Raw genomic sequence first — 22,071 nt, 5'->3', positions numbered from 1 at the left:
GCTACTTCCATGCCTTGTCACCTTTGTGACATTTGCCGAGCCCTCGAACACGGTTTCGTGAACGTCAGGCTGGGTCATGAATCCGTTGCACAGGATACTTAGTTGCGGGATCGAAAACGGACTGCAGCTATGGCAATGGGACGATGGAAAAGCCGGGCGGCAGTGGTCGCCGCGGTATCGATGGTAAGCTTCGTCGCGCCCGCAAACACGGCGGAACCCGATGGCGTCCACCCCGGCCCGATGTCACGCGTGCAGGCCTATGCACGCGCCGAGGCGCTGACCGCGCTTGGCAAAAAAATGTTCTTCGACCCGGCGCTGTCGGCCTCGGGCAAGCAGGCCTGCTCGTCCTGCCATGATCCGCATCATGCCTTCGGCCCTGCCTCGGCCTCACCCGTCGAAATGGGCGGTCCGAACCTCGACCAGCCCGGCGTGCGCGCCGTCCCCTCGCTGCGCTACCTCCAGGCGGCACCCGCCTTCACCGAGCATTTCTACGATTCCGACGACGAGGGTGACGAGAGCGTCGACAATGGCCCGACCGGCGGCCTGACCTGGGACGGCCGCGCCGACCATGGCAAGGACCAGGCAAAGATCCCCCTGCTCTCGCCCTTCGAAATGGCCAACAAGGACGGGGCCGCCGTCACATCAGCCTTGCGCAAATCAGCCTATGCCGGTGAATTCAAGGCCTCCTTCGGCGACGACGTGTTCGACCACCCCGGCGATGCCTTCGACGCCGCCGCCGAAGCGCTCGGCACCTTCGAGCAGAGCGCTGCCGACTTCTACCCCTATTCCAGCCGCTACGACGCCTTCCTCGCCGGCAAGGCTCAGTTGTCAGCGCAGGAAATGCGCGGCCGCGCGCTGTTCGAGGATGAGAGCAAGGGCAATTGCGCCAGCTGTCATCTCAGCGAACCCACCAATGACGGCGAGCCGCCGCAATTCACCGATTTCGGCCTGATCGCCATCGCCGTGCCACGCAATGCTTCCATACCGGCCAATGCCGACCCCGCCTATATCGATCTCGGCCTGTGCGGCCCACTGCGCACCGATTTTCGTGGCCGGACCGAATATTGCGGCCTGTTCAAGACGCCGACGCTGCGCAATGTCGCGCTGCGCAAGAGCTTCTTCCACAACGGCACCTTCCACACGCTGCGCGACGCGGTCGCCTTCTACGCCAGCCGCGACACGGATCCAGGCCACTGGTATTCCAGAAATGCCGATGGCACGGTCAGAAAATATGACGATCTGCCAAAGGCTTACTGGCCGAACTTGAATCAGGACCCGCCCTTCAACGGCAAAAAGCCCGGCGACAAGCCGGCGCTGAACGATGCCGAGATCGACGACATCGTCACCTTCCTCGGCACGCTGACCGATGCGGACCAGCAGTCAGGGGCGGCACCGGTGAATTGAACCCTGGGTCTTGGGCAGGCCTCGGTCTCGGCTCGCCCGCACCCGCGAACGCAGGTTTCTGGATCACGCCAGACGTGCTCGGCAGCATCGGGGCAGCAAAGAAGACGTTCTCATTCGTGCTTCCTCATTAGCGCTTCCTAAACCGCTCTGGAGTATCCCTCACCAATTGATGGTGGGAGCCGATGAACGCATTCAGGCGAGCAGTCGGATTTGCTGTGATCCTTGTGACCGGCGCGGTGATGCTGGTGGCGCTGCGCATCGACAGCCAGCGCGACTACGCGCTGGCCAGGCAACGCTATATCGAAAACTCCCAGGCGGCGGCCAGGACGACAGCCAAAACGGTGGAAGACGCCTTGCGGGCCGTCTACGAGAATGTGCGCACGCTGAGCTACCTGCCAAGCGTCCGCAACCTCGACCGGCATGGCACGAACCTTGGCGACGAAGGCCGCGCGACGATCCAGCAGATCTACAACAACCTCGCCAACAACGTCTCGATTTCCGAGGTCTACTTCCTGCCGCTGGATTTCGATCCGGATCGCTTCGATGCCGCGACCGGCAAACTCGAGGAGCCGATCCTTCAGTTCGACCAGCTGATCGTGAATGCCAAGGCGCGATCCGATGCCGCCGGCGGCGCCAAGCACGCGAAGCTCGACGACAATGCGCTGACCCGGCCCCCGGAAGAGGTCGAAACCTATGAATACCATGAGCTGGCCAAGCAGCTTGCCTGGCTGAAGGCGAACTATCCGAATTCAAGCGCCATCGACGGGCTCAACGTGCCGATCATCGGCACCAAGGAGCTCATCACCTGCGACAACACCGATTTCATCCATACCGGCAATGATGCCGATCGCTCCGGCTTCATCCTTTCGGTCCCAGTGTTCGGCGCGGATGGCAGTCTGCGCGGCTCCGTCTCGGCGATCATGCTCACCTCGGCGCTGCGCAAACTCTTGCCGAGCACCGACTATGTCATCGCCAATTCGGGCTACGGCTTCGAATCCGACCAGCACAAGATGTCGACGGCGCTCGCCGCCGATTCCCGTGCCTTCACGGCGGCCGACCCCAATCTGATCTATTCCGAAGTCATCCCGCTCTCGCTCAACGATCCCAGAAGCGCATGGCGTCTTTGGGCCGGTTTTCCCAACAGCCGGTTCGACGCCAACATGGACGCCCAGTCCGTGCGGGAATTCGAGTTGGCCGGCTATGCGGCGGTCGCCGTGGTCACGCTGCTGGCGCTGGCCTGCTGGTATGCGATCGGGCGCGCAATGATGATGCAGGCGAATGCCGCCGAGACGTTGGAACTGCGGGTCGAGGAACGCACCGCCGAGATCCAGCACCTCGCCACGCATGACATTCTCACCGGCCTGCCTAACCGGGGCCTCCTGGCCGACACCATGGACGAGGCGCTGAGAAGCCTAAGGGATGGCGAGAAGCTGGCGGTCCATTGCGTCGACCTCGACCGTTTCAAGCCGGTCAATGACACGCTTGGCCACCCGGTTGGCGACGAGCTTCTCGGGGCAGTGGCGAAGCGGTTGAAACAGCATGCCGGCGAAACCGCCATGGTGGCGCGAATAGGCGGCGACGAGTTTGTCATCCTTCAGCTCCTGCTCGACGGCAACGACGAGGCCGGCGTGCTGGCAAGCCGCGTCATTCATGCCCTGTCCGACGAATTCTCCATCCAGGGCCACAAGATCAACATCGGCGGCAGCATCGGCATCGCCGTCTTCCCCGACGACGGGCAACGTTCGGAAACCCTCATCCGCAATGCCGACCTTGCTCTGTACAAGGCCAAGATGGAGGGTCGTGGCACCTGCAGGTCGTTCGAGCCGGGAATGGATGCAAGACTGCAGGAGCGGCGCCTGCTGGAATCCGAACTGGCTCTCGGCGTGACCAGAGAGCAGTTCGTTCTGCACTATCAACCGCTGCACGACGCAAAGACCTCCAAGCTCACCGGCTTCGAAGCGCTGGTGCGATGGAACCATCCGCGCCTCGGTCTGCTGCCGCCGTCGGAGTTCATCCAGTTGGCCGAGGAAACGGCTGTCATCGATGCGCTTGGCGAGTGGATCCTGCGGCGTGCTTGCGCCGACGCCGCGAAATGGCCCCTGCACGTCAAGGTCGCGGTCAATCTCTCGCCGGCCCAGTTCAAGCAGCAGGGACTATCGCTTCAGGTTGCCTCGGCGCTCGCGGCTTCGGGCCTGCTGCCGTCGCGGCTCGAACTGGAGATCACCGAGTCGGTGCTGCTGGCGAACAACGAAAACACGGTGAGAACGCTGCACAGCCTGCGCGACCTCGGTATCTCCATAGCCATGGACGATTTCGGCACCGGCTACTCCTCGCTGAGCTATCTCAGGTCGTTCCCGTTCAACCGCATCAAGATCGACCGCAGCTTCGTCAGCCTGATGTGCGAGAGCAGCGAAAGCCGCGCGATCGTCAAGGCCGTCGCAGAACTCGGCACCACGCTCGGCATGACGACGACCGCCGAAGGCGTCGAGACCGAAGACCAGTATCGCCTGGTCCGGGAGAATGGCTGCACGGATGTCCAGGGCTGGTTGTTTGGCCGCCCAATGCCGGTCTCCGAGCTTCATGCGCTTTTTGACCAGCCAGAGGCCTTGACGGCTTAGGCAGCGTGGAGCGCTAGCCGGCTATTACTGCGCGTCCGCGTTCGCCCTCAACTCCGCCGGCTTCTCGGCGACCTGTCGACTTGAGCACAGGAGCTTCAGCCAGCACGATCATCCGGCTGCCTTTCGAGCCCATTGCCAGAACGGATCGTCCGAAAAGGCTGCATCCATATCCGCCACGCACGCGACGATCTCGGAAGCAGTCCTTGGCACAGTCACATGAAAAGTGGATTCGACCCAATGCCTGAACTCGACGGGCGCGCGGTAAGGAATAGCGTGCTCATCCCCGCGATGCTCATTTGTGTAGGCGTCCTCAGGCGTCAGTGTGAAGACTTCTGGCCAGCAGATTTCTTCGTAGCCGATGGCTAGCAAGCGCAAGAAATCGACGGCATTGTCCGCCAGCACACAGGACAAGGTCGATCCTGATCCGGATCCCAGATGCACGAAGCGCTGCACGCCGTTGTCGTCCATCCAGATTCCGGCCTGCGACCCCTCGCCACCTGTAACGATGAAGGGCGCAACTCGTCCCGTCGCGGAAGCATCGTCATTGCCAAGCCAAGCTCTCATCAGGTCAGGATCGACGACGGTGAAATGGGTACGACTTATTCCCTGTTTTTGCTCCACCGTCGCCGGGTACAGCGAAGCAAAGCGAATGGAGTGGTTTCGAACAAAGCCGTTTTCCTCCATCCACTGAAGTGCCATCTGCAATTCTTCCGGCATTCGCAGAAGTGAGGGAAACGTACCCTCGACCTCACTCAGAAAGCTCGTCACGCCATGCCTCCGATGCCTGATATCAACTGAGTCTCACAAATGCTGCCAGATCACCTTTAGCGGCGAGCCCATGGCTTGCTCGATCGTCCGCAATTGCTCGCTGGCCAGGGTGGCCACACCGGGATTCACCACGGTCAGCGCGCAGACCCCGAACGCCGCCGGCCGGACATAGCGCAAATCGTTCAGCGATGTGGTCTTGTGACAACACGGCGTAGTGACCGAAAGGTCTTCGAAGCGTGACGCGGCGGCCTGATCCATTGTGTCGCCCCACCAATCCTCCAGATCGCTGCCGCAGAATGGGCAATAGATGCTGTCCGTGTTGGCTCCGGCGTCGAAGAACGTCACGCCTTCCTCGTATTCGACGGCGACATGCTCGGTCAGCGGGAACAATCCGCGCGCAATCTTCACGGCTGCCGTGGCAGCCGCTTCGTCGGGATGCCAGTGTGGGTCAGTCGGAACCAGGCGCAGAAAAGTGTCAGACATGGTCCCTCCTCTTTATGGGCCAAGGATGACCGTTCGAAGCATATCGCGCAATGGTCGAACGCCGCAGCCGGGTCCGACCACCGCTTGATATCAGTGCCCGCCGAGATGCGGCACCTGCCTCCCTCACAGCGCCCGTATAACGCCCCCATCCACGCGGATGTTCTGCCCGGTGATGTACCCCGCCCCTTCCGACGCCAGGAACGCAATCGTCGCGGCGATCTCCTCACTCGTCCCATAGCGCTGCATCGGCACGTTGTCGCGGCGCTCTTCGGTGGCCGGCAGGCTGTCGATCCAGCCGGGCAGCACGTTGTTCATGCGCACATTGTCGGCGGCATAAGTATTGGCGAAGATCTTGGTGTAGGCGGCGAGGCCGGCGCGGAACACGGCTGACGTCGGGAACATCGGGCTCGGCTCGGCCACCCAGGCCGTCGAGATGTTGATGATGGCGCCGCCCTTCTGCTTGACCATCTGCGGCGCGACGATGCGCACCGGCCTGACGACGTTGAGCAGATAGACATCCATGCCGGTGTGCCACTGCTCGTCCGTGATCTCGAGGATCGGCGCGCGCGGGCCATGGCCGCCGCTGTTGACCAGCACGTCAATGCGGCCCCACTTTTCGAGCGTCAGGTCGACGAGCCGCTGCAGATCGTCGTTCGACTGGTTGGAGCCGGTCACGCCGAGCCCACCCAACTCCTTGGCCAGCGCCTCGCCCTTGCCCGACGAGGACAGGATGGCGACCTTGAACCCGTCAGCCGCCAGGCGCTTCGCCGCCGCCGCGCCCATGCCGCTGCCACCAGCCACCACAACGGCCACTTTTTCTACACTCATCGGATTTTCCTCTCAGGGTTGGCGGGCACCGCAAGCGGTGTTTTCGGGATCTGAGCATTGATATAGCTGGTTTTCCCAACCTGTTCGAACCAGAATGCCTGAAATCAACCAGTAGAAAAACTCCTGCATGCCCGAAGCCTTCCTCAGCCTGCCGCCGTTGAATGCGCTGCGCGCCTTCGAGGCCTCGGCGCGCCATCTCAACTTCCGCATCGCCGCCGAGGAGCTGAACGTCACGCAAGGGGCGGTTGCCCAGCACATTCGCGGGCTGGAGGCCGATCTCGGCACGAAGCTGTTCGAGCGGTTGCCGCGCGGCCTGGCGCTGACCGACGAGGGCCGCGCCTATGTACCCAACATCCGCCGCGCCTTCGACCTGATCTCGGAGGCGACCCTGCTGTTGCGCCCCGAACCGGCGCGGCTGACCATCAGCGTGACGCCGAGCTTCGCCACCAAATGGCTGATCCCCAGGCTGCAGGATTTCGTGGCGCACAATCCGCTGGTCGACCTGCGCGTGCTGGCCAGCGAGAGCCTGTCGAGTTTTCAGGCAGATGGCGTCGACATCGCCGTGCGCCAGGGTCGCCCGCCCTTTGGCGCCGGCCTGATCGTCGACCTGCTGTTTCCCCAGCAGATCATCGCCATCTGCAGCCCGGCCCTGCTGCCGGCCGGCACAACCGAAATCGCCGCGGCCGAAATCCAGCATCATGTGTTGCTGCACGATGCGCACAATCTGTGGCCGGAGTTCATGGAGAAGGCTGTCGGCCTGAAGATGACGACCGAACTGAAACGCATGCGCTTCAACCAGACCAGCCTCGCAATCGACGCGGCCATCGCCGGCCAGGGCATCGCACTGGCCAGCCGCTTCCTCGTCGCCGCCGATCTCGCCGCCGGGCGGCTGGTCCAGCCGGTCAAAGGCGAAATGCGCGGCACGCAGGATTTTTATGTCGTGATGCCGAGAAAGCAGCGCCATCCCGAACCGACGCAAGCCGTGCGGCAATGGCTGCTCGATGCGGGGGAGAGCCAGCCGGTCTAGACCGGCGGCAACGCGTCCGGCTTCACAGACAATCACCAAGGTTCGGTCGCTACGACATTGTCAGCTCCATGGCGCGGCGATACGACAGATGGATGCAGTCGAATCCCTCCAAAAGAATCATCGTCATCGGCGGCGGCATTGCCGGGCTTTCCCTGGCCGCGGCCTTGCGCGACTGGGCTGATGTCACCGTCATCGAGCGCGAGCCGCATCTCGGCTATCATGCCAGCGGCCGCTCCGCCGCCTTGTTCACCGAGACCTATGGCAACCGGGTGGTGCGCGGGCTGACGCTGGCCAGCCGGCAGCAAATAGTCGAGGGCGGTTTCGTCGCCCATCGGCGCGGCGCGCTGCATGTCGGCTGGCGCGGCGACGACGCGGCAATAGACCGGCTGGCCGGCGAATTGCAGGCGCTGGTGCCCAGCGTGCGCCGCCTGTCGGCGGCCGAGCTGCACGCGCTGGTTCCGGTCATTGCCGTCGAGGCCACCTGCGGCGGCGTCTATGAACCGGACGCGGTGGATATCGACACGGGCAAGATGCTGGCCGACAGCGCCTCGGCGCTGAAGGCCAGCGGCGGCATCATCCGCACCTGCGAGGAGGTCCGCGAGATCGCACGTGCCGGAAGCAGCTTCCGCGTCACCACCAATGCCGGCACCCATCAGGCCGACATCGTCGTCAACGCCGCCGGCGCCTGGGTCGATGTCGTCGCTGGCATGGCGGGGCTCTCCGGCCTTGGCTTCCAGCCGAAACGGCGCACCGCCTTCCTGTTCGACCCGCCTGTCGGCACCGACATAGCCGGCTGGCCGCTGGTGGTCGATCTGTATGAACAATTCTACTTCAAGCCCGATGCCGGCAGGCTGATCGGCTCGCTCGCCGACGAGACCGATTCCGAGCCTTGCGACGCCTGGCCCGAAGACATCGACGTCGCCATAGCCGTCGACCGCATCGAGCAGGCGACGTCGATGCGCATCGGCCGTCCCTCGACCCCGTGGGCGGGCCTGCGAACCTTCGCGCCCGACCGCACGCCGGTTGCCGGCTTCGACCCGCGCCTGCCCGGCTTCTTCTGGCTCGGCGGCCAGGGCGGCTACGGTTTTCAGGTATCGCTGACACTGGCACGTCTCAGCGCGGCGCTGATGCGCGGCGAGCCCCTGCCCGGCGATGTCACGGCACTCGGCGTCACCGCCGCGGCACTGGCGCCCGACCGCTTCCTGGGCCAGGCGACGCCATGAGGCCTGCTCTGCCGCTGTTGTTGAGCCTGAATGGCGGCTATGTCGACACCGCCGGCTTCCTGGCGCTCCAGGGCCTGTTCACCGCCCATGTGACGGGGAATTTCGTCACGCTCGGCGCCTCGCTCGTGCTCGGCATTTCAGGCGTCGCGGCAAAGCTGCTGGCGCTGCCGGTGTTCTGCATCGTCGTCATCCGGACCCGGCTGGCCGGCGAGCACTTGCGCCGGCGGGGACATCAGGCGCTCGGGCCCCTGCTCGGAACCAAACTGGCGCTGCTTGTCATCGGTGGCGCGCTCGCCATCCACTTTGGCCCCTTTGCCAGCGGCGACGGCGCGGCCGCGATCGTCACCGGCATGGTGCTGGTCGCCGCGATGGCGATCCAGAACGCCGTGCACCGGGTCCATCTGGCGGCAGCCCCGCCCTCGACGCTGATGACCGGCAGCACCACCCAGATCATGATAGACATCGCCGACCTCATCGGCGGCACAGCGCCGGAGGCCCGCCCGGCGCTCATTGCCCGCCTCCGGCGCATGGCGGCGGCGGTCGCCGTGTTCGCCGCCGGCTGCGCGGCGGCCGCTCTCGGCTTTGCCTTCGCCAATGTCTGGTGCTTCGTCGTCCCGCCGGTGATCGCGCTCGCCGCGCTGGTGCTGCGGCTTTCCACCCCCAACGAAGAAGCCAAGTAGCCGCCGGCCCTCAGTCTTCGTCCGTCCAGATCAGGCGCAGCATGCGCAGCAACGTTGCCCTCTCCTTTTTCGTCAGCCGGTGCAGGAACCGGTCCTCGTGCCGGCGGACGTGTTGGCGCCATGTCGGCATGGCCTGTCTGGCTGCCTGCGTCAGCGTCAGCACCCGCACACGCTTGTCCTCGGCATGGTCGTCGCGCTCGACAAGCCCGCGCTCCTCGAGTTCGGCCAAGAGCGGCGCCATGTTGGCGCTCTTCATGCCGAGCAGGCGGCAGAGTTCGGCGGCGCGAATGCCGGGCCTCTCGTCGATCAGCGCCAGCATGCCGTAGGTCACCGGGCGCAGCGGCGCATCCGCCAGCTCGACCGCGAAATCATTCAAGGCAAAGGCTGAGGCGCGCCTCAGATTGTAGCCGATCTGCGCGTCGAGCGCGTCCTCAGTCATCGCGCCTGGCGCGGCAGTACTGGCGTGAACCTTTGTATCATCCATGTTGCAACCGATCGCCGCGATCACCCCTCTTGTCAAGCGAAAAAGACTATGCAACATAGCAATCATGATAGCTATTAAACATAGCAATTTCCACCAACACCAATACGAAACGGGAGGACGCCGACCATGACCGAAGAAACCGTTGCCTTCGATGTCGAGAACGGCATCGCCTGGGTGCGCTTCAACCGGCCCGACAAGCGCAATTGCATGAACCCGGCGCTCAACCGGCGCATGATGGAGGTTCTCGACGAGCTCGAGTTCCGCGACGATGTCGGCGTGCTGGTGCTGTCGGGCGAAGGCAGCGCCTGGTCGGCGGGCATGGACCTCAAGGAGTATTTTCGTGAGACCGAAGCCAAGGGGCTCGGCGCCATCCGCAAGGCGCAGTCGGAGGCCTATGGCTGGTGGCGGCGCCTGCGCTGGTACGGCAAGCCGACCATCGCCATGGTCAATGGCTGGTGCTTTGGCGGCGGTTATGGTCCGCTCTTCGCTTGCGACCTCGCCTTCGCCGCCGACGAGGCACAGTTCGCTTTGTCCGAAATCAACTGGGGCATCCTGCCCGGCGGCGGCGCCACCAAGGTGGTGGTCGACCTCCTGTCGATGCGCGACGCCATGTACCACGCGCTGACCGGCGAACTCATCGACGGCAGGAAGGCCGCCGCCTGGAAACTGGTCAATGAAAGCCTGCCGCTGGCGGAGTTGAAGGCGCGCGTCACCGAGGTCGCCAACATCCTTTTGAAGAAGAACCCGATTGCGCTGAAAGCCACGAAGGACGCCATCCGGCGCGTCGCCGAGATGACCTACGACAATGCCGAGGACTATCTGGTGCGGGCGCAGGAGGCGGCGAACTTCCACGACAATTCGGGCCGCAAGGAAGGCATCCGCCAGTTCATCGACGAAAAGAGCTACAAGCCCGGTCTCGGCGCTTACGACAAGGCAAGGTGACGCGAGCCACCGACGCAATCTGGGAGGAGATGCGAATGCCGGACTGGACAACACCTGACCCCGTGGCCCTGCATGCCGGCGCGCAGCCGGATCGCCTCGCCTGTGTCGACCTGGCATCCGGCCGGCGCTGGACCTATCGCGCCTTCGACGAGGCCATCCTGCGCGCCGTGGGCGCTCTCGAAACCGGCTACGGCGTCAAGCCCCGGCAACGGATCGCCACGCTTGCCCGCAACAGCGTCGATCTCTTGATCCTGCAGCAGGCCGCCATGCGGCTCGGCGCCATCTTCGTGCCGCTCAACTGGCGGCTCGCCGCCGCCGAACAGCAGGCGATCCTGGAGGACTGCGACCCGGTGCTGCTGCTGCATGACGCCGCCATCGACCTGGCGCTGACCAAGCGCTGTATCCCTGTCGAAGTCGCCACCTTGGCGAAAGCGGTTGAGGCGCAGGCACCGGCACCGCGTCGTCCCCTGCCCGCCGGCGATGCGCCGTCGATCATCCTCTACACGTCTGGCACTTCGGGCCGGCCGAAAGGCGTCATCGTCACCGAGCGCAATGCCTTCGCCACCGCGGTCAATTTCGGCGTTCTGGGGCGCGTCGGCAATGCCAGCATTTTCCTTTGCGACGCGCCGATGTTCCATGTCATCGGCCTCATCACCAATCTGCGTCCGCCGCTGCTGCAGGGCGGCACGGTGCTGATCTCACCCGGCTTTGACGCCGGCGCCACCAATCGCCGCCTCGCCGATCCTGCGCTCGGCGTCACCCACTATTTCTGCGTGCCGCAGATGGCCAGGATGCTGCGCGACCACCCGGATTTTGCGCCGGGACGCTGGAGCTCGCTCACCGCCATCTTCACCGGTGGCGCGCCAAATCCGGCCGCCGATATCAACTGGTGGCTCGCGCAGGGCGTCCGCATGGTCGATGGCTTCGGCATGACGGAGGCCGGCACCGTGCTTGGCATGCCGGTCGAGGCCGACCGGATCGCGGGCAAGGCCGGCTCGGCCGGCCTGCCGGCACCGATGATCGGTCTGCGCATTGTCGATGAGGACGGCCACGACGTCGCGGCCGGCGTGCCAGGCGAGATATGGCTGTCCGGTCCCTCGGTCACATCAGGCTACTGGAACCGGCCGGAAGAGACGGAGCGTGCCTTCACCGCCGATGGCTGGTTCCGCACTGGCGATATCGCACGGCAGGACGACGAAGGCTTCGTTACCCTCGTCGACCGCCGCAAGGACATGTTCATCTCCGGCGGCGAGAATGTCTATCCGGCCGAAATCGAGACAGCGCTGCTCGATCATCCCGACATCACCGAGGCAGCCGTGATCGGCATTGCCGACGAGCGCTGGGGCGAAGTCGGGCGCGCCTTCGTCGTGGTGAAACCCGGTTGCGTTGTCGATCCGGCCGATCTGGCAAACCATTGCTGCGCCCGCATCGCCCGCTACAAGGTGCCGAAGGAGTTTCTGCTCATCGACACATTGCCGCGCACCGCCTCCGGCAAGATCCAGAAACACATCCTTCGCACATGGACAGAACCAGCCGGCGGGCAGGACTGAGCGTTCAGCCGGCCGACCGGAAGATAGCGACGGCCGCCGCGACGATTGCCGCATTGTCCTTCGCCACTGTTCCATCAGCCAGCGTCTTGCCGTCTTCCAGCCCGACGCGCGTCGACCAGCGCTTGTCGTAGGCAAGCTCCACGAACGGCCAGACGGTGGCGTCGACGCCATGCAGAAGGATCGGCCGCCGCACTCCGGCACGTTCGAGGACAGCTTCGATGCCGTGCGCCTCGTCCAACGCGGCGGACAAATCCTGGATGTCGATTTCGATCAGGATGCGCAGCACCCGGTCGTGGTCGGCAAGCGCCACGAAGTGCTCGGCGTCGGCGATCGTGGCAAGCCCGGCCTCGATGCCGACGCCACGGTGGCGCAGCAGCGCCATCACGGCGGGCGCGTCGGCCTCCGACAGATTGACCGAGGCATAGTCGGGCAGCTCGCGCCAACCGGAGATCGCCGCACGGGTCCGCGCGACATTGTTCTCGATCCAGGCGCCGGTCGAGACACCGACGAACGTGCCCGGGCAGGCCTGGCGCACGGCAAGCACGGTTCCGTCGACAGCAGCCAGGCTTTCGCGTCCGTCCGCGCCGCGCGGATGCATGTGCAGTTCGGCCGCACCAGCCGCCACGCAGGCGGCCGCATCGCTGGCCATTGCCTGGGCCGTGAGCGGCAGCCTTGGATGGAAATCGCGCTGACGCGCGCCGTTGATGCAGGCCTGGACTATCATGATCCCTCCTTCGACAGTTGGCTGAATCTATCTGCCTCAAGCGCCGTGGCAAAGGTTAAAGCAACACACTGCTGACAAGTCGGTGGCGATGGAGCTCAGCTTATCGCGGTCGCCGAGCGGCATCCCGCGACCGCATATCTGGGATGGTTCAACAAGCATTGATGGCGCGACTCCGAATCAGTACCGCGAATGGCACTGATTCGCCGTTGACGCGCCCTGACAACGCTTTTGCCGATTACGCTACTTTATATAGTTTACGTTCATAAAGTATAAAAAATCGATATTCTGGGAAAGGCTTAAGCTAAATTAGCGTAAGATGAGGTTCGAAAACACATATGTACACTCTTTTAGAATCAAGGATTAAGAATATGCAAAAGCCCTAAAGTACATATCAGAGATAATTATGCTTGTAGCTCATTTATCCACATGTTATTTTTTCAATACAGGTAAAGATGGTAAGAGTAATCATGCGTTGATCCTGCAACAGGAAGGGGCAACGCATGCCTTGGCGGATTCGTTCGTGCCATTCCAATCGGGTTGCTCTTCTCCTGGGTGTCTCAAGTCTCGCAATAGCCATCGCATCAGCCGCAGGGCCGGCATTGGCAGCCGATTCGACTTGGACGGGCGCAGGTCTCGGCAGCTGGAACAATCCCTTGAGCTGGACGGCCGGCATTCCCACCGCCGCGGACACCGCAACATTCGACACAGTTGGGGTACCCGCCGTTGGGTTCGGACCTGGGGCCAGCTCCGTCGGGGCCATATCGTTGACCGCAGGGGCGGTGCCCTATACTTTTAGTGTCGGTGGTTTGGGCCTGGCCAGTTCCCTGACGTTGGGCGGCGCCGGCATCCAGAACAATTCCACGCTGACAACGCCGACCTTCGCCGTGGGCGGCACGCTGGGCGGTAGCGGGGCGTTGACCTTCAACGGCACCGGCACCAGCGCCGGCAATGCCCTGATCAATGCCACCGCCAACGGTACCGTCAATTTCGCCGGCACCAGCACGGCTGCCACCTCAGTCATCACCGCCACGGCCGGCGGTGACATCAACTTCGCCGGCAACAGTCTCGCCGGAGCCGCGCAGATCGCCGTTGGCGGGGCTGGCAGCACCCTCAATTTCAACGGATCGAGCAGCGCGGACAACGCCGCCATTGCAGTCAATCTCGGCGGCGTCGCGAATTTCACGGGGACCAGCACTGGCGGCAACGCCGCCATTTCCGTCGCTCTGGGGGGTGCTGCGAACTTCACGGGAACCAGCACCGGCGGCAACGCCGCCATCACCCTTACCGGCGGCAGCCTCGGCCTTTCCGGCCTGACATCGGGCGGAATGAGCATCGGCTCGCTGTCCGGCACGGGCTCGGTCGATCTCGGCGCCAAGGCGCTGACGCTTGGCGGCATCGGCGGCAACACGACTTTCAGCGGCACCATTGGTGGCACCGGCGGTTCGCTGATCAAGACCGGCACCGGGTCCTTGACACTCACCGGCGCCAACACTTTCACCGGCGGCGTCAGCATCGGCGCTGGAACGCTGGTCGCTGGCTCCAACACGGCGCTTGGCACTGGCGTTGCCAGCCTCTCCGGCGGCGCCACGCTCGGCCTCGGCGCCGGTGTCACGCTCGGCAACGCCGTCAGCCTGACCGGCACCGGCAGCGCCACGCTCGATGTCGGGCTCGGCACCGGAACATTGAACGGCGCGATAAGCGGCACGATCGGCCTGACCAAGACGGGCGCCGGACAGCTGACGCTGGGCGGCGTCAACACCGGCCTCACCGGCGGGCTCACCATCGCCACCGGCTCGGTGCTGGCAACCAATGTCGACGCGCTGGGCAGCGGCGCCGGCGGCATCGGCCAGGTGACGCTCGGCGGTGGCGCCGCCCTCACGCTCGGTGCGGCAGGCACCTTCAACAACGCGCTCAATCTCGGCGCCGGGCTCGGCGGCACGCTGTCGGCCGGCACCGGCCTCAACGTGACGCTGGGCGGCGGTTTGAACATTGGCGCCGGCGCCACGCTCGGCCTGGGCACGGCGGCTTCGCTGGGCAGCCTGACGCTGGCCGGCACCTCGACCATCGGCGCTGGGGCAACCTTGTCCGCCGACTTCGGCTCGGTGAAGTTTGGCGATGCCTTGATCGGCGCACAGCTGGCCGGCGCGACGCTCAACATCGGTGCGGCCGGCACCGTCGACATCAATGGCTTCGGCGCCACGATCGGCAATCTGACCGGCGCCATCGGCGGCAGCCTCACCAATACGGGAGGGGCTGCCACCCTCAACATCGACGCCGGAAATTTCGCCGGCGTGATCTCCGGCAATCTCGGGCTGAACAAGATCGGCGCCGGCACGCTGACGCTGTCGGGCGTCAACACATTCACCGGCGGCGTGTCGATCAGCGGCGGCGGCTCGCTGGTGGTGGCCAACAATCTGGCGCTGGGGCTTGGTGGCATAAGCCTTGGCGCCGGCTCGTCTTTCGGCATCGGCGCCGGTACGACGCTGACCAACGATCTCGACATCACCGGCGCTGCCTCGCTCGATGTCTCCGGCGGCATCGGCACCCTCAACGGCAACATCACCGGCACCGCCGGCCTGACCAAGACAGGTGCTGGGCAACTCACGCTCGGCGGCATCAACACCGGCTTCACCGGTGGGCTGACCATCGGCGCCGGCTCGGTGCTGGCGACCAACGTCAACGCGCTGGGCAGCGGCGTCGGCGGCATCGGCCAGGTCACGCTCGGCGGCGGCACCGAGCTGACGCTGGGCGCCAACGGCACCTTCAGCAACCAGCTCAATCTTGGCGCGGGCCTTGGCGGCACGCTGTCGGCGGGCACCGGTCTTACCGCCACGCTCGGCGGCGGCATCAATCTCGGCGCCGGCGCGACGCTCGGCATCGGCACCGCCATAAACAACGGCACCGTGGCGCTGCTCGGCGGCGGCACGACGATCGGCGCGGGCGCGACGCTGTCGGCCAATTTCGGCACGCTGCAATTGGGTGACGCCGCGATCGGCGCCGCGCTCGGCAATGCAACGCTCAATGTCGGCGCGGCCGGCGCCGTCGACCTCAACGGCTTCGGCGCGACAGTCGGCACCCTCACCGGCCTTGCCGGCGGCACCATCGGTAATTTGGGCGCTGCGGCTACCCTGGGCATTGGTGCCGGTAATTTCGGCGGCTCCATCACCGGCAACATCTCGCTCGACAAGACCGGCGCGGGCACGCTGACGCTGACCGGCAGCAACAGTTTTGCCGGCGGCATCACCATTGGTGGCGGCACGCTGATTGCCGGCAGCAACACGGCGCTTGGTCTCGCCGCCAACGCCGTCTCCCTGGCCGGCGGCGCCGCGCTTGGGCTCAGCGCCGGCGTCACGCTCGGCAACGGGATCGGCCTGACCGGAAGCGGCAACGCCTCGCTCGATGTCGCGGCCGGCATCGGCACGCTGAACGGCGTCATCTCCGGCGCCAATGGCCTTATCAAGACCGGCACCGGCACGCTGGCGCTCAACGGCGCCAACACCTTTGCCGGCGGTCTCACCATCGGCGCCGGCACCGTCATCGCCGGCAATAACCTCGCGCTCGGCAGCAGCGCGGCTTCGCTCGCCGGTGGCGCCACGCTCGGGCTGGGCGCCGGCATCACGCTCGGCAACGACATCGGCCTGACCGGCACCGGCGCCGCCACGCTCGACGTGGCGCTCGGCACTGGCACGCTGAACGGCATCATCTCCGGCGGCGCCGCCAATGGCCTGATCAAGACCGGCCTCGGCACGCTGGCGCTCAACGGCGCCAACACTTTTGCCGGCGGTCTCACCATCGGCGCCGGCACCGTCATCGCCGGCAACAATCTCGCGCTCGGCAGCGGCGCCGCTTCGCTCGCCGGCGGCGCGACGCTTGGGCTGGGCGCCGGCATCACGCTCGGCAACAACATCGGCCTGACCGGTGCCGGCAATGCCTCGCTCGACGTCTCCGCCGGCATCGGCACATTGACCGGAATCATCTCCGGCGCCAACGGCCTCATCAAGACCGGCACCGGCACGCTGGCGCTGAACGGTGCCAACACGTTCTCCGGTGGCCTGACCATCGGCGCTGGCACCGTCATCGCCGGCAATAACCTCGCGCTCGGCAGCGGCGCGGCTTCGCTCGCCGGCGGTGCCACGCTCGGCCTCGGCGCCGGCATCACGCTCGGCAACAACATCAGCCTGACCGGCGCCGGCAATGCCTCGCTCGACGTCTCGCTCGGCGTTGGAACGCTGACCGGCATCATCTCCGGCGGCGCCGCCAATGGCCTGATCAAGACCGGCCTCGGCACGCTGGCGCTCAACGGCGCCAACACTTTTGCCGGCGGTCTCACCATCGGCGCCGGCACCGTCATTGCCGGCAACAACCTTGCGCTTGGCACTGGTGCGGCTTCGCTGGCCGGCGGCGCCACGCTCGGCCTCGGCGCCGGCATTTCGCTTGGCAACAATATCGGCCTGACCGGCGCCGGCAATGCATCGCTCGACGTTTCGGCCGGCATCGGCACATTGAACGGCATCATCTCCGGCGCCAACGGCCTCATCAAGACCGGCGCGGGCACGCTGGCGCTCAACGGCGCCAACACGTTTGCCGGCGGCCTCACCATCGGCGCCGGCACCGTCATCGCCGGCAACAACCTCGCGCTCGGCAGCGGCGCGGCTTCGCTCGCCGGTGGCGCCACGCTCGGCCTCGGCGCCGGCATCACGCTTAGCAACGATATCGGCCTGACCGGCGCCGGCAATGCCACGCTCGATGTCTCGCTCGGCGTTGGAACGCTGACCGGCGCGATCAGCGGTGGCAATGCGCTGATCAAGACCGGTGCCGGGCAACTGACGCTTGGCGGCAACAATATCGGCCTCACCGGCGGGCTGACCATCGGCGCCGGCTCGGTGCTGGCGACCAATCTCAATGCGCTGGGCAGCGGCCCTGGCGGCATCGGCCAGGTCACGCTCGGCGCCGGCACCGAATTGACGCTCGGCGCCACCGGCACCTTCAACAATACGCTCAATCTTGGTGCCGGTCTCGGCGGTACGCTGTCGGCGGGCGCCGGCCTCATCGCCACGCTTGGCGGCGGGCTCAATCTCGGCGCCGGCGCCACGCTCGCCATCGGCACGGCAACCAACAACGGCATCGTCGGCATCGCGGGCGCCGGCACGATCGGCGCCGGCGCCACGCTGTCGGCCAATTTCGGCACGTTGCAGCTGGGCGACGCGGCGATCGGCGCGACACTGGCCAATGCGACGCTCAATGTCGCGGCCACCGGCGCGGTCGACCTCAACGGTTTCGGCGCGACGATCGGCAATCTGACTGGCGTTGCCGGCGGCACTATCGGCAATGCTGGGGCCGCGGCAACCCTGGGCATCGCCGCCGGCAATTTCGGCGGCACGATCACCGGCAACATCTCGCTCGACAAGACCGGCGCGGGCACGCTGACGCTGACCGGCAACAACAGTTTTACCGGCGCCGTCACCATTGGCGGCGGCACGCTGGTCGCCGGCAGCAACACGGCCCTCGGCCTCGCCGCCAATCCGGTGTCACTGGCCGGCGGCGCCACGCTTGGCCTTGGCGCCGGCGTCACGCTCGGCAACAATATCGGCCTGACCGGCGCCGGCGGCGCCTCGCTCGACGTGGCGCTCGGCACCGGGACCTTGACCGGGATCATTTCCGGCGGCGGAGCTGGCAACGGCCTGATCAAGACCGGCACCGGAACGCTGGTGCTCAACGGCGCCAACACATTTGCCGGCGGCATCGACATCGGCGCCGGTACCGTCATCGCCGGCAACGATACGGCTCTCGGCACCGGTGCGGCTTCACTCGCCGGCGGCGCCACGCTCGGGCTTGGCGCCGGCATCACGCTCGGCAACGCCATCGGCCTGACCGGCACCGGCGATGCCACACTCGATGTGGCGCTCGGCACCGGCACGCTCACCGGCGTCATCTCCGGTGGCGCGGCCAACGGCCTGATCAAGACCGGCGCCGGAACGCTGGCGCTCAACGGCGCCAACACTTTCGCCGGCGGCATCGACATCAATGCCGGCACCGTCATCGTCGGCAACAACACGGCACTCGGCACCGGTGCGGCCAGCCTTGCCGGGGGCGCTACGCTCGGCCTTGGCGCCGGCATCACGCTCGGCAACAATATCGGCCTGACCGGCGCCGGCAATGCCTCACTCGATGTCGCGCTCGGCACCGGCACCTTGACCGGCGTCATCTCCGGCGGCGCGGCCAACGGCCTGATCAAGACCGGCGCCGGCACGCTGGCGCTGACCGGCGCCAACACATTCGCCGGCGGTCTCGACATCACGGCCGGCACCGTCCTTGCCGGCAACAACCTGGCTCTCGGCTCTACCGCGGCCACCCTGTCAGGGGGTGCTGCGCTCGGCCTTGGCGCCGGCATCACGCTTGGCAACAATATCGGCCTGACCGGCGCCGGCGACGCCTCGCTCGACGTGGCGCTCGGCACCGGCACCTTGACCGGCGTCATCTCCGGCGGCGCGGCCAACGGTCTCATCAAGACCGGCGCCGGCACGCTCACGCTCGACGGCGCCAACACGTTCGCCGGCGGCCTCACCATCAGTGCCGGCACCGTCATTGCCGGCAACAACACAGCACTGGGCAGCGGAGCGGCCACCTTGGCCGGCGGCACCACGCTCGGTCTCGGCGCCGGCATCGCACTTGCCAACAATATCGCCTTGACAGGCGATGCCTCGCTCGACGTGACGCTCGGCACTGGAACCCTTGCCGGCATCATCTCGGGGGCAGCGGGAGACAGCCTGACCAAGACTGGAACCGGCACGCTGGTGCTGAACGGCGCCAACACCTTTGCCGGCGGTCTCATCATCGGCGCCGGCACCGTCATCGCCGGCAACAATCTCGCGCTCGGCAGCGGTGATGCTTCGCTTGCCGGAGGCGCCACGCTCGGCCTTGGCGCCGGCATCACGCTTGCTAACAACATCGCCCTCACCGGCAGCGGCGATGCCTCGCTCGACGTCGCCGCCGGGACCGGCACGCTGGGCGGCATCATCTCCGGTGGCGCCGCCAACGGCCTGGTCAAGACCGGTGCCGGCACGCTGGCGCTCAACGGCGCCAACACCTTCGGCGGCGGCCTCGACATCACTGCCGGCACCGTCATCGCCGGCAACACAGGCGCGCTCGGTACTGGTGACGCGACGCTCGGCGCTGGAACGCAGCTGATCCTCGGCGCCAACGGCACCTTCAACAACGGGCTCGACCTGGCGGCGGGCACTGCAGCGACGCTGTCGGCCCAGGCCGGCATCGATGCGCTGCTCACCGGACCGCTGGCGCTTGGCGCCGGCGCGGATCTGCATATCGGCTCGACCGGCAACACCGGCACGGTGGCGCTCGACGGGACAGGCGCTTCGGTTGGAGCCGGAACAACGCTGTCCGTGGACTTCGGCACCTTGCAGCTTGGCGACGCAGCCGCCGGTACGCTGACGGCGGGAACCGGCGCAACGCTCAATATCGGCGCGCAAGGCACGCTCGACCTCAACGGCTTTGGCGCGACGGCCACCAACCTGACCGGATCGGCCGGTGCCACCATCACCAATGACGGCGGCGCCGCGGCCGTGCTCAGCGCCGGCGCCGGCAGCTTCGCCGGCACCATCGAGGATGGCACTGGCGGCCTTGGCCTCGACAAGATCGGCACCGGCCTGCTGACGCTGTCGGGCACCAGCACCTATACCGGCCCGACCAATGTGCTCGACGGCACGCTCAACATCACCGGCTCGATCGCCGGCTCGAGCGTCGTCGTCGACACTGGCGGAACGCTCGCCGGCACCGGCACCGTCGGCGGCATCACTGCCGGCGCCGGCGCGACCGTCGCGCCAGGCAGCGCGACCGGCGGCAATCCAGTCGGTACGCTGAACGTTGCCGGCAATGTCGCCTTCGGACCGAATTCCACACTGGCGGTCGATGTCGGCGCGGGCGGCACCAGCGACCTCATCGCCGCGACCGGCACCACCACGCTTACCGGCGGCACGGTCAATGTCGGCGGCATGATGATCGCCGGCACCACCTATACGATCATCACCTCGGGCGCCGGCGTCGGCGGAACCTTCACCACGGTTGCGGCGGCCGGTGGCTCGGCCTTCCTGACGCCGACGCTGATCTACCAGCCGGACGCGGTCGAGGTTGAGGTCAACCGCAACGGCACCTCCATCGGCGATGTCGGCCAGACGCCCAACCAGCAAAGCGTCGGCAACGCGGTCGAGACGCTCGATCCGTCCAACCCGATCGTGACCGCCATCCTGAACGGCTCGGAAGCCCAGGCGCAAGCGGCATTGGACCAGCTTTCGGGCGAGATCCACCCGAGCGTGACCAGTGCCCTGATCGACGAAACGCGCTTCATGCGCAAGACCATGGCCGACCGTATCATATCGGGGCTTGCGGTCGAGGCGTCCGATCCCGGCTCCTATGTCGACCTCAAGGATCCGCTGATGACCCGCTCGGCGGCCACGCCCGAGCGCGAGCGTTTCAGTGTCTGGTCGCAGGCCATCGGCAGCTGGGGAAAGTTCAGCGGCGACGGCAATGCGGCCGAGCTCACGCACTCGCTTGGCGGTCTTCTGATCGGCGTCGACGGGCCGGTTGGCGACAACTGGCTGGTGGGCGCGGCGGCCGGCTATTCGCATTCGTCGTTCGACGTCGATGCGCGCCAGTCGTCGGGATCCAGCAACAATTATCACATCATGGCCTATGCCGGCACGCAGCTCGACCATATCGGCCTGCGCTTCGGCGTCGGTCATGACTGGTATCAGGTCAAGACCGACCGCACTGTCGCATTCCCGGGCTTCGCCGACAGGCTGAGCGCCGACTACGACGCCTCGGCGACCTACCTGTTCGGCGAGATGGGCTACGCCATGACCGCCAGCGGGATCGACTTCGAGCCCTTCGTCAACGCCGCCTATGTCCATCTGAATGCCGACGGCTTCACCGAGACCGGCGGGCCGGCGGCGCTGACCAGCGACGGCATCACCCGCGATGTCCCCTACACCACGCTCGGCCTGAGGGCCGCGACCGACATCACGGCTGGAGACAGCCTGCTGCGCGTGCACGGCCTGGTGGGCTGGCAGCACGCCTATTCGGACGTGGTGCCGACGGAAACCTTTACCTTCACCGGCAGCGATGCGTTTGCGGTGAGCGGCGTGCCGATCGCCCGCGACGCGCTGGTGCTGGAAGCGGGTGCGAACTGGCGCCTGACGGAAAAAACCAGCCTCGACCTCACCTATAGCGGCCAGCTTGGATCCGGCACGCAGGAGCACACCCTCAAGGGCACGCTCAGCGTCAAGTTCTGACGACACGAACCGGCGCCGATCGACAGGCTCGATCG

Annotated in this window: 13 protein-coding genes; 8 read left to right on the top strand and 5 right to left on the bottom strand. The window is 66.1% G+C overall.

The window, feature by feature from the left end; all coding sequences use genetic code 11:
• Positions 1-180: 180 nt before the first annotated feature.
• Both A3A9_RS0104655 and A3A9_RS38270 read left to right on the top strand, forming a co-directional pair.
• Positions 181-1,404: a cytochrome-c peroxidase gene (locus tag A3A9_RS0104655; RefSeq protein ID WP_245278986.1), complete on the top strand. Its 1,224-nt coding sequence runs from the start codon at positions 181-183 to the stop codon at positions 1,402-1,404.
• 215 nt (positions 1,405-1,619) lie between these two features.
• Positions 1,620-4,022 carry a putative bifunctional diguanylate cyclase/phosphodiesterase gene (locus A3A9_RS38270; RefSeq protein WP_245278976.1) on the top strand — a complete coding sequence of 801 codons (2,403 nt, stop codon included), beginning with the start codon at positions 1,620-1,622 and terminating at the stop codon, positions 4,020-4,022.
• 108 nt (positions 4,023-4,130) lie between these two features.
• On the opposite strand, the gene A3A9_RS38265 is transcribed toward A3A9_RS38270, so the two are convergent.
• The 3 genes from A3A9_RS38265 to A3A9_RS0104635 all read right to left on the bottom strand — a co-directional run bounded on the left by A3A9_RS38265 (position 4,131) and on the right by A3A9_RS0104635 (position 6,101).
• Entirely contained in the window at positions 4,131-4,790 is a 660-nt protein-coding gene (locus tag A3A9_RS38265; protein ID WP_152536064.1) for a hypothetical protein, read from the bottom strand.
• Positions 4,791-4,823: 33 nt separating this feature from the next.
• Complete coding sequence (locus A3A9_RS0104640) at positions 4,824-5,273, bottom strand: hypothetical protein (protein WP_027057729.1); 450 nt, start codon at positions 5,271-5,273, stop codon at positions 4,824-4,826.
• Between the two features lie 123 nt (positions 5,274-5,396).
• Positions 5,397-6,101: an SDR family oxidoreductase gene (locus tag A3A9_RS0104635; RefSeq protein WP_027057728.1), complete on the bottom strand. Its 705-nt coding sequence runs from the start codon at positions 6,099-6,101 to the stop codon at positions 5,397-5,399.
• Positions 6,102-6,228: 127 nt separating this feature from the next.
• On the opposite strand from A3A9_RS0104635, the gene gcvA reads away from it, so the two are divergent.
• From gcvA to A3A9_RS0104620, 3 genes are all read left to right on the top strand, one after another.
• On the top strand, positions 6,229-7,128 hold the full coding sequence (gcvA, locus tag A3A9_RS0104630) for a transcriptional regulator GcvA (RefSeq protein ID WP_027057727.1): 900 nt from the start codon (positions 6,229-6,231) through the stop codon (positions 7,126-7,128).
• A 92-nt stretch (positions 7,129-7,220) separates the two neighbouring features.
• Positions 7,221-8,351, top strand: a complete 1,131-nt coding sequence (locus A3A9_RS0104625) for an NAD(P)/FAD-dependent oxidoreductase (protein ID WP_027057726.1) — start codon at positions 7,221-7,223, stop codon at positions 8,349-8,351.
• The gene (locus tag A3A9_RS0104620) at positions 8,348-9,031 is read left to right on the top strand and encodes a YoaK family protein (protein ID WP_027057725.1); all 684 of its coding nucleotides are present in this window, start codon (positions 8,348-8,350) and stop codon (positions 9,029-9,031) included. Before A3A9_RS0104625 ends, A3A9_RS0104620 begins: the two co-directional genes overlap by 4 nt.
• 10 nt (positions 9,032-9,041) lie before the next feature.
• On the opposite strand, the gene A3A9_RS0104615 is transcribed toward A3A9_RS0104620, so the two are convergent.
• The gene (locus A3A9_RS0104615) at positions 9,042-9,515 is read right to left on the bottom strand and encodes a MarR family winged helix-turn-helix transcriptional regulator (RefSeq protein WP_027057724.1); all 474 of its coding nucleotides are present in this window, start codon (positions 9,513-9,515) and stop codon (positions 9,042-9,044) included.
• Between the two features lie 126 nt (positions 9,516-9,641).
• Between A3A9_RS0104615 and A3A9_RS0104610 the strand changes: the two genes are divergently transcribed.
• Together A3A9_RS0104610 and A3A9_RS0104605 are read left to right on the top strand one after the other, a co-directional pair.
• Positions 9,642-10,457, top strand: a complete 816-nt coding sequence (locus tag A3A9_RS0104610) for a p-hydroxycinnamoyl CoA hydratase/lyase (RefSeq protein WP_027057723.1) — start codon at positions 9,642-9,644, stop codon at positions 10,455-10,457.
• A gap of 29 nt (positions 10,458-10,486) precedes the next feature.
• On the top strand, positions 10,487-12,007 hold the full coding sequence (locus A3A9_RS0104605; RefSeq protein WP_082221875.1) for an AMP-binding protein: 1,521 nt from the start codon (positions 10,487-10,489) through the stop codon (positions 12,005-12,007).
• Positions 12,008-12,011: 4 nt separating this feature from the next.
• Here the strand turns inward: A3A9_RS0104605 and A3A9_RS0104600 are convergent, their stop codons facing one another.
• Positions 12,012-12,731, bottom strand: a complete 720-nt coding sequence (locus A3A9_RS0104600; RefSeq protein ID WP_027057721.1) for a 3-keto-5-aminohexanoate cleavage protein — start codon at positions 12,729-12,731, stop codon at positions 12,012-12,014.
• A gap of 764 nt (positions 12,732-13,495) precedes the next feature.
• Between A3A9_RS0104600 and A3A9_RS0104595 the strand changes: the two genes are divergently transcribed.
• The gene (locus tag A3A9_RS0104595) at positions 13,496-22,036 is read left to right on the top strand and encodes an autotransporter-associated beta strand repeat-containing protein (protein WP_161634477.1); all 8,541 of its coding nucleotides are present in this window, start codon (positions 13,496-13,498) and stop codon (positions 22,034-22,036) included.
• Positions 22,037-22,071 lie beyond the last annotated feature (35 nt).

Origin of the sequence: Mesorhizobium loti CJ3sym (genome assembly GCF_000472785.1) — a bacterium.
GTDB classification, from domain to species: Bacteria; Pseudomonadota; Alphaproteobacteria; order Rhizobiales; family Rhizobiaceae; genus Mesorhizobium; species Mesorhizobium loti_E.
Note: the sequence above shows the minus strand (reverse complement) of the source record. Positions and strands in the feature narration are given on the sequence as shown.

Coding starts and splice junctions, on each gene's coding strand:
- A3A9_RS0104620 (WP_027057725.1), top strand. CDS start 8,348: ATGAGGCCTGCTCTGCCGCTGTTGTTGAGCCTGAATGGCGGCTATGTC.
- A3A9_RS0104625 (WP_027057726.1), top strand. CDS start 7,221: ATGCAGTCGAATCCCTCCAAAAGAATCATCGTCATCGGCGGCGGCATT.
- A3A9_RS0104610 (WP_027057723.1), top strand. CDS start 9,642: ATGACCGAAGAAACCGTTGCCTTCGATGTCGAGAACGGCATCGCCTGG.
- gcvA (WP_027057727.1), top strand. CDS start 6,229: ATGCCCGAAGCCTTCCTCAGCCTGCCGCCGTTGAATGCGCTGCGCGCC.
- A3A9_RS0104655 (WP_245278986.1), top strand. CDS start 181: ATGGTAAGCTTCGTCGCGCCCGCAAACACGGCGGAACCCGATGGCGTC.
- A3A9_RS0104600 (WP_027057721.1), bottom strand. CDS start 12,731: ATGATAGTCCAGGCCTGCATCAACGGCGCGCGTCAGCGCGATTTCCAT.
- A3A9_RS0104605 (WP_082221875.1), top strand. CDS start 10,487: ATGCGAATGCCGGACTGGACAACACCTGACCCCGTGGCCCTGCATGCC.
- A3A9_RS0104615 (WP_027057724.1), bottom strand. CDS start 9,515: ATGGATGATACAAAGGTTCACGCCAGTACTGCCGCGCCAGGCGCGATG.
- A3A9_RS0104640 (WP_027057729.1), bottom strand. CDS start 5,273: ATGTCTGACACTTTTCTGCGCCTGGTTCCGACTGACCCACACTGGCAT.
- A3A9_RS0104635 (WP_027057728.1), bottom strand. CDS start 6,101: ATGAGTGTAGAAAAAGTGGCCGTTGTGGTGGCTGGTGGCAGCGGCATG.